Origin of the sequence: uncultured Microscilla sp. (assembly GCF_947493425.1) — a bacterium.
In the GTDB taxonomy this organism is placed as follows: Bacteria; Bacteroidota; Bacteroidia; order Cytophagales; family Microscillaceae; genus Microscilla.
Genome location: NZ_CANLRP010000279.1, coordinates 1 through 6,387, shown reverse-complemented (window position 1 = coordinate 6,387; position 6,387 = coordinate 1). Strand labels below are relative to the sequence as shown.

Sequence of the window (6,387 nt, the reverse complement as noted above, 5' to 3'; positions counted from 1 at the left end):
ATTGACGACGGTATTCCCTTATATCTGTATCTTTGGTGATCTCTAGTATTTCCATGTATATAAAATATAAAATAACTTAGTGTCACGCAAGTGATCCTATTATTGAACGCAGGTCAATATTAAATCGCAAGTGGCGCTCCTATTGGCTCCTTTTGTGGCTTAAAATACGATATGAAAACTACTCTTTTTTCTTGACAGGAGCTTTATAAGGAATTAGATACAAAGTGGCACTTTCACCGTTTTTACTGGTAGTAATAGTACAACGACCTTTGCTCAACTCATCTATGGTCCACTCAGAGCCAAACTCGCCTCCCTCCAGAATAAGTTTCTTTCCATCTTCACTCAATTTCCAACTTCCCGAATCAGGGTCTCCATCTTTGGCATATTTGCCATTTTCTTTGAATTCAATGCTGCGTTCTTCACCGTCAGTAGGGTCAAACTCTTTAGTACGCTCACCCATTACTACCTTTTCAGGCATCCATTTACGAATCAATAATTTTTTCTTGTCAGCATCAGCCACCGGAGTAAACGCTGATAAAGCAATCAATAAGGCAAAACAAGCTGCCATTGCTTTTGTGTAAGTTTTCATAATGTATATAGGTTAATTTTTTTAGTATAAAGTTTTTTTAAATAACCCAACTTAGGCAGGTGATTACATGGCCTTAAAGTACATTTTGGCACTGTTACCCTCCATTGTTACTCCTAAAATCAACACTTTTTTAGTAAGTTTTTCGATGGTCATGGTGGCTTCTTCATTGTCGTCATCAAGATAAATCACCAGACTTTTATTATCAGCTTTAAGTTTCCATGAGCCTACCTTTTCGCCCTCTGAGAAAAGTTTCCCGCCAGCCTTAAACTCCATGTCAGCTTCGTCATCATTGCCCTCTTCTTCTATTTTACCGTTTACCTCCATCTTTACAGGTTTCCATTTTCGAACCAATAGTTTTTTCCGATCGTTGGGCAGCGGCACAAAAGAAGAGAACGCAAACAGGGTAACCAATAAAACTAGAAGAGGTTTGTAAGTTTTCATAATGATAAGTTGTATGTTTTAAAAATTCGAGTTCATTTATAAAACATACGACTTAGGAGGGATTACGTTGACTTTTTTATACCAATCTTTAAAATTCTTCCAGCTTGCGCAGGTTCATAGGTTGTAGTTTTCGGGCATTAAACCCTTCTGTTTTTTTGAATATATCTAACTGCGTTTTCGAGCAGTTGACAGGTTGTTTAAAAATTACCCAACGCACCCCTTCAGTATAGGGAGGAGTAGTTAAAGATCCTGAATAAGTGTAAAACCGCTGATCGGATGGAAAGAATTTAGTGAGGTCTATTTCCCGGCTTTTTTCGGTAGAGTCCCCCGCAGTTTTAGGAATATCATTGATAAAACGCTTCAAAAAAGTATTTTCTTTTTTTTCTTCAAATAACAATGAAATAACCAAAAAAGTACTGTCAGCAGCTTGATGTACCAAATGTGCTTCCATAGGATAGCGTTCAGCGTCTATGCGGTGCTCAGATGGTGTATGAAAATGAAACTGAATCAACTGATAAGTCTTATCGTCAAATACTACCGAACTGCCTTTGTCATACTCCAGCTCTACAGTGTGTCCCAGGTTTTTGACTACCTCGTGCGAACTCACATAGTTGAAGGTCAGTGTGTGTGCTGCTTTTTTGCCAGGGGTGTTTAGGTTAATGGGCGATTGACGATGGTGAGTCAGGCAATAGGCTACTTCGCTGTTGTGTAGCTTCATGTCGTCTATTTTGGGTACTTTGGGTGGAGCATTGTAAGGGATGTCCATCGAGTCGTTGGGGGTAGTATCTACCGAAGTTACCCGCTGCCTTGAGTCTTCAGATGAGTTGATACCACATCCATTGAGCAACAACCACAGGCAAATAGCAAGAAGAACAATAGGTGATTTTTTCATAAGCCAATAAGTATACGGTAAATTAAGTTGCCAATTGATTTAGAAGTATTTTGTTTGTAGCACTTGGCAGAGCTCCAAGTCAAGTTCAGTTTACAACTCCGAACTTGATTCGGAGGATTTAGAAACTCGTTGTTGTATCACTGTAAATCTGGTGAGAGCTTGTTTAAATTTTCGCGTAAAACGCCTGCTAGGGGAGGTTTAGACGAGCTCTTAAAAAATACCAAAAGCAAAAGCGTACAGCCTCGACGCATACCAGAGAAATTATAGCAATGATATAAGGCATTTAGTTTAAAGCCCCGACAGGGGCAAGCTTCAAGCGACAAGTCGCAACTTACCCCCTGTTCCACAGATATCTACACTTTTGTATCACGTTGATTTTCAATAACTTACAAAAAGCGTAGTTAAAAGGACCATTGAGTGACCAATTAAAATCGTATTACACCACCTTGGTTTCCATCCCTGCTTTTTGCAAGTCATCCCAAAAACGAGGATAAGATTTTGCCACAACTTCGGGGTCTTCTATGTTTAGGTTGAGCAAACAAGCCAAGGGAGCAAAAGCCATCGCCATCCGGTGGTCTTCGTAGGTTTGAATAGTGATAGGTACTGTAGGGAGTTCAGCCCCAGGGTGTAGCAACCATTCCGCTTGTGACTCTTTTTCTTCCAGATGTGAGCCTACTTTCTTAAGCTCTTGCTGCAGGGCGTTTACCCGGTCAGTTTCTTTAATCTTAAGACTTTCAAGCCCTTTCATTTGCAGGGGGATTCCTTTGGCGGCTGCCACCACAGCTACAGTTTGGGCAAGGTCAGGGCATTGCGCAAAGTTTAGTTCCAGCGGGGCACTCTCTGACGCAATAGCTACTTTTTCTAACACTACTCCATCGGCAACAAAAGTACTTTTTACGCCAAAATGTTGCATCAATTCTACAATTACCCGGTCGCCCTGTAGCGAATCAGCCCGTAGCCCTTTAAGGGTGATCTTAGTAGTTGTATTTTCAGACAGTGCCACTATAGCATACCAATAGCTGGCTCCCGACCAATCAGACTCAATGGCGTACTGGTTGGCCTGGTAGGGCTGGTGTGCTACTTTTATATGGTTGCCCTCAAATGAGCTTTGGATGCCAAAATGAGCCATCAACTGTAACGTCATTTCTATGTAAGGACGAGAGTTGATTTTTCCAGTAAGTTCTATGTCTAGTCCGTCGGGTAGCAAAGGGGCAATCATTAACAAAGCCGAAATATACTGGCTGCTGATGTCTCCACGCATTTGAATGGCTTTGCCTTGTAATGGGTGCTTGGGGTGAATCTCTATTGGGGGGTAGCCTGCGTGTTTGAGAAACTCTATAGAGGCTCCCAGGCTTTTGAGGGCTTCTGCCAAAATACCAATGGGGCGCGATTGCATACGTGCTGTACCAGTGAGTATTTTATGTTGTTGAGTCACGGCAATAAAGGCAGTGAGAAAGCGCATGGTAGTACCTGCGTCTAATACATCAAGTATTTTGCCTTCTTCGCCTAACAAACGTTGCAAGGTTTGGGTGTCTCGTGCTTCTGAGATATTGCTCAATTCAACGTTGGCTGCCGCTTGCTGGTATTTTGCCAATGCCTGAATAATCAGCGCGCGGTTACTTTCACTTTTCGACGAGGGCAGTTGTACTGCGGTTTGAATGGGTGTTTGTAATATTTTGAGGTGTATCATTTTTGTCATCATCTATGGTGGTTTATAATAGAACAATAATAGTAGTTTGCAACTACAGAAGCAAGGAGGTTAGAAGATTGGTTAGTTATTGGCAAACAATCGCTAATAGTTGGATGAATAATTCCCCGGTTTTTCTCTCAAGTTATTACAAGCAAACTTAAAATAATACTACTTTGGATGAAATTTTTGCCTTAACTTTATGGGTAGGAGTAGATAAAAAATAACTTTTTGCTATGGCAGTAGTCTTTCTGCGAGCTAAAGAGCTTATTTTTCACCTCTCTTTCCTAAATCAAAAATGATATGCATTTAACCTTAGTAGACATTAACCCCGAAGTGGTACAAGCCTGGGCTAAAGTATTTGCCGATGTACCCGAAGTAAACGTTCAGTCAGGGTCTATTTTCGACCACCCTTGCGATGCCCTGGTGAGCCCAGCAAATAGTTATGGGCATATGAATGGCGGCATCGATTTTGCCATTTCTAAAACACTGGGCTGGCATATAGAGACCTTGCTGCAAGAAAAACTCCGCAAAAAACACTATGGAGAGTTGTTGGTAGGGCAAGCCGAGATTATAGGCACCCAGCACGAAGATTTTCCTTACCTTATTTCGGCACCCACTATGCGATTGCCCATGAGTATTAATCGCACCCCCAATGTATACCATGCCATGCGTGCCATTCTTATTTTGGTCAGGGATGGACTCTTTGACGATGGTGCCAAAATAAGTGAAACTGTAAAAACCATTGCTGTTCCGGGTTTAGGTACTGGGGTAGGGCAGGTGTCGGGCATGGTGTGTGCATTGCAAATGCGTCTTGCCTGGGAAGACATCATGAACCAAATGTATGCTACTGAAAGCAAGTGGGATAAATTGCGTGAAAACTTTAAGTATTTTTATACCGAAGATCCCAAAGACATTGCTTATGATATTGTGCCAAAGTGATTTAGCTTAATTGATGAACTAGGCCTTATCAGTGAATTATTATGATTATAAGAGAGTTATAGGAAATATGCCTGAATTAGACCATTTATTGGCTGAAATACGTACCTGCAAAGTATGTGAAGAAAATTTGCCCTTGGGGGCTCACCCGGTAGTAAGTGCCCAAACCAGTGCCAAAATAATGATTATAGGACAAGCCCCTGGTACCAAAGTACACGCCAGTGGTGTGCCCTGGGACGATGCCAGTGGTCAACGCCTCCGCGAATGGATGGGAGTGGATAAGGAAATATTTTATGACACCAGTAAAATTGCCATTATGCCAATGGGGTTTTGTTATCCTGGCAGGGGCAAAGGAGGTGACCTTCCCCCGCGTGTTGAATGTGCTCCACTTTGGCACAAGCGTTTACTGGAGCAACTGCCCGACTTGGTACTTATTTTATTGATTGGACAATATGCTCAAAAGCATTATTTGGGCAAACAACGCAAGAAAAACCTGACCGAAACTGTACGTGCTTATCACGAATATCAACCCGATTATTTTCCTTTGGTGCATCCTTCGCCCCGCAACCTGATGTGGCAACGAAAAAACCTTTGGTTTGAAGATGAGGTAGTACCAGCCTTACAAGCAGTGGTCAAAAAACTACTGACAGATATGTAGGTAGGGGACACAACAAGCTTGCTTTGGGTATAAGTTCTAAGGATGCAGGTTTTAGGTTAAATAGTAATAACTACTTGTCGCTTGAATGCTATTGACAATTGAAAAAACTAAAAGGTGCCTTAAAAGAGCGTTACTTCGGTTAGAACGTTTGATTCATCATCAAAAGGACGCGGGGTCAATTTCTGTCAAGGGGGCGCAAGCCTCTTGTCGTTCAGTAATTTACAGTCGCTTTTGCCTGTTGCCCTTTTATTATAGCAGGTTATAGTACTTCTTCCTTCTACACTTGTCTCCAAAACAAACTCTAGAGGTACTGATTTCCTGATTTTTATTTTGAAGAATAACCCATGAAACAGTGGTTAATAAAACTCTAAAACCAATCATGATAACTATATGGTAGTGGTGGTTCTTTAAAAATTCATTTACTAACCCCCATTAACCAAACTGCATTAAGAAACTAGATAAGTTTTTGTCTGTCTCTAAATTCAGTTTTTTACGTAGACGGTAACGAGCCATAGTAGTACTACGATAAGATATTCCTAAGATATTGGATATGTCTTGAGTGCTTAAGTTGAGGCGTACCAATGCACTTAAGCGGAGGAGGTTGGGAGATAAATCTTCAAATTGTTCAGTGAGTTCTTTATAAAAACGAGGGTGAGTTTCCTCGAAGTAATATTGAAAGTTTTTCCAGTCTTTTTCTAGCCCTAAACCACGGTCAATAATTTTTTGTATTTTAATAAGTTCTTTTTGTCCATTCGTTTTTTGTGTTTTTTTCAACTCCCTGAGGCTTGCCTTGATCTCCTGCAAAAAATTATTCTTTTGTAGAATGTGCAAAGTATGTGACATCAAAGACTGGTTTTTCAACTCTAATTCTTTAGTCAGGTGTGCTTCTTGCATTTCTTTTTTCTCTAAGTCTGCTTGATGAAGCGCCTTTTGTTGTGTTTGAATAAGCTCGTTTTTACGTAGTCTTAGCTGGTATTGCCGGGCAATTACTCCACCAATAATCAGCAAAACAAAAATGCCTACCAACAATAAGTAATTTAAAAAAGCTTGTCTTTCTTTTTCCATTTCCAGCGTTGCCTTTTCACGCTGGTTAACTACCCTAATAGAATCTTTCTGTTGCTTATATTTAAACCGTTCTTCCAACTGGGCTATTTTTCGGGTATTCTCCCGATTAAACAAAC

General features: G+C 40.8%; 6 protein-coding genes and 1 pseudogene. 2 read left to right on the top strand and 5 right to left on the bottom strand.

Features of this window, described 5'->3' with window-relative positions; translation table 11 throughout:
- Positions 1-178 precede the first annotated feature (178 nt).
- From Q0954_RS32270 to aroA, 4 genes are all read right to left on the bottom strand, one after another.
- Positions 179-589 (bottom strand): hypothetical protein, encoded by a 411-nt coding sequence (locus Q0954_RS32270; protein WP_299465594.1) that lies wholly within the window; start codon positions 587-589, stop codon positions 179-181.
- 63 nt (positions 590-652) lie between these two features.
- Positions 653-1,030 (bottom strand): hypothetical protein, encoded by a 378-nt coding sequence (locus Q0954_RS32265; protein ID WP_299465591.1) that lies wholly within the window; start codon positions 1,028-1,030, stop codon positions 653-655.
- A gap of 88 nt (positions 1,031-1,118) precedes the next feature.
- The gene (locus tag Q0954_RS32260) at positions 1,119-1,922 is read right to left on the bottom strand and encodes a carbonic anhydrase (RefSeq protein WP_299465588.1); all 804 of its coding nucleotides are present in this window, start codon (positions 1,920-1,922) and stop codon (positions 1,119-1,121) included.
- A gap of 436 nt (positions 1,923-2,358) precedes the next feature.
- Positions 2,359-3,624 carry a 3-phosphoshikimate 1-carboxyvinyltransferase gene (aroA, locus tag Q0954_RS32255; protein ID WP_299465584.1) on the bottom strand — a complete coding sequence of 422 codons (1,266 nt, stop codon included), beginning with the start codon at positions 3,622-3,624 and terminating at the stop codon, positions 2,359-2,361.
- A gap of 288 nt (positions 3,625-3,912) precedes the next feature.
- Here aroA and Q0954_RS32250 point away from each other — a divergent pair, with 288 nt between their 5' ends.
- Together Q0954_RS32250 and Q0954_RS32245 are read left to right on the top strand one after the other, a co-directional pair.
- A complete protein-coding gene (locus tag Q0954_RS32250; RefSeq protein WP_299465581.1) occupies positions 3,913-4,551 on the top strand; it encodes a macro domain-containing protein in 639 nt (212 codons plus the stop codon).
- A 67-nt stretch (positions 4,552-4,618) separates the two neighbouring features.
- A complete protein-coding gene (locus Q0954_RS32245) occupies positions 4,619-5,206 on the top strand; it encodes a uracil-DNA glycosylase family protein (protein WP_299465578.1) in 588 nt (195 codons plus the stop codon).
- Between the two features lie 432 nt (positions 5,207-5,638).
- On the opposite strand, the pseudogene Q0954_RS32240 reads toward Q0954_RS32245, so the two are convergent.
- Positions 5,639-6,387 (bottom strand): annotated as a pseudogene (locus tag Q0954_RS32240) (ggdef family protein); the annotation flags it as partial.